1 protein-coding gene is annotated in these 1,184 nt (G+C 28.1%); it reads left to right on the top strand.

All coding sequences use genetic code 11. The annotated features are described in order from the left end of the window. The first annotated feature begins 584 nt into the window (after window positions 1–584). Window positions 585–1,100 (top strand): GNAT family N-acetyltransferase, encoded by a 516-nt coding sequence (locus tag RR554_RS11630; protein WP_332468087.1) that lies wholly within the window; start codon window positions 585–587, stop codon window positions 1,098–1,100. Window positions 1,101–1,184: the final 84 nt, after the last annotated feature.

Genomic DNA, 1,184 nt, shown 5'->3' with positions numbered 1-1,184 from the left:
TAAATCAGAAGGATTATTTATTACCGCTTCATTTGGGAATAAATCAGGAAATTATATTAATGGTGAAATTCTTTGGAATTTAGAAGATGCGTATTAAGCTTATTTAGTATCAAACATAATAATTATAGATAAATTACTATGTTTTTAATATTAAAGGGCAGTGATATCAACAACGAGTATATTAAAAAAATATTTGTTAACATGAAAAACGTACACTTAATACGAAAAAAGCATTTTTTTCTGGATGAAATATAAATCAAAAAATAGCGAAAACTAAAGTTAGATCTTAGTTTTCGCTATCTTTTTTTAGATTCTTAAGATTACTTGTTTTCAAATATTCTAAAAACTAATAAAAAGCATAAGAATAAACTATTTGCTTGAAATAAACTAGAGCTCTTTGATATAGAAAATATTTGAAAGTTAACATAATTATATCCCTGCAATTGTAGCATACTGATTTATTGAAGTATTTTTTGTTGATTTAAATAGTTTATAATTTTCTATTAAAAACGTAAAGTATTTCATTTACCTTTTGTAGGCAAATAGGTTATACTAGAAAAAAATTATGGCTAAGGAGAATGTTAATGTTATATTACGTTAGGAAAGCTGAAATGACAGATTTATCTGAAATACTAGTAATCATTGAAAATGCACGGTTAGTTTTAGCTAATCAAGGCATTCCTCAGTGGCGAAATGATGACGGTCCAAATGAAGAAAGATTAAAAGAAGATATTCATTTAGGTGAAGGATATGTGTTAATAGAAGAAAATAGCATTATGGGCTACGGAACAGTAACTTTAGCTGAGCAAGAATCGTATATTGATATAACTAATGGCAATTGGGAACCATCAGTAGGGTATGTGTCAATTCATCGCTTCACCATTGATTCTCGGGTAAAACAAAAAGGAATGGGACAATTTTTCTTAGGGCATTTAATTTCAAGTGCTAGAGCACAAAATTATCGAGACATTCGAATAGATACACATCCAGCAAATATTAGAATGCAAAAGGTGATTGAAAAAGCAGGACTTATTTTTAAAGGCAATATCGTTTTGAATGTTTCTGATGGAGAAAGAAAAGCTTATCAAGTAATACTTTAACAAACAAAAAAATCCTTTATTTCGGGATCTGCTATTCCACTTTAGAATAGCAGATTCTTATTTTTTTGTTGATATAGCAACGTT

It is taken from the genome of Vagococcus sp., assembly GCF_036639995.1.
Classification (GTDB): domain Bacteria; phylum Bacillota; class Bacilli; order Lactobacillales; family Vagococcaceae; genus Vagococcus.
Note: the sequence above shows the minus strand (reverse complement) of the source record. Positions and strands in the feature narration are given on the sequence as shown.

Coding starts and splice junctions, on each gene's coding strand:
- RR554_RS11630 (WP_332468087.1), top strand. CDS start 585: ATGTTATATTACGTTAGGAAAGCTGAAATGACAGATTTATCTGAAATA.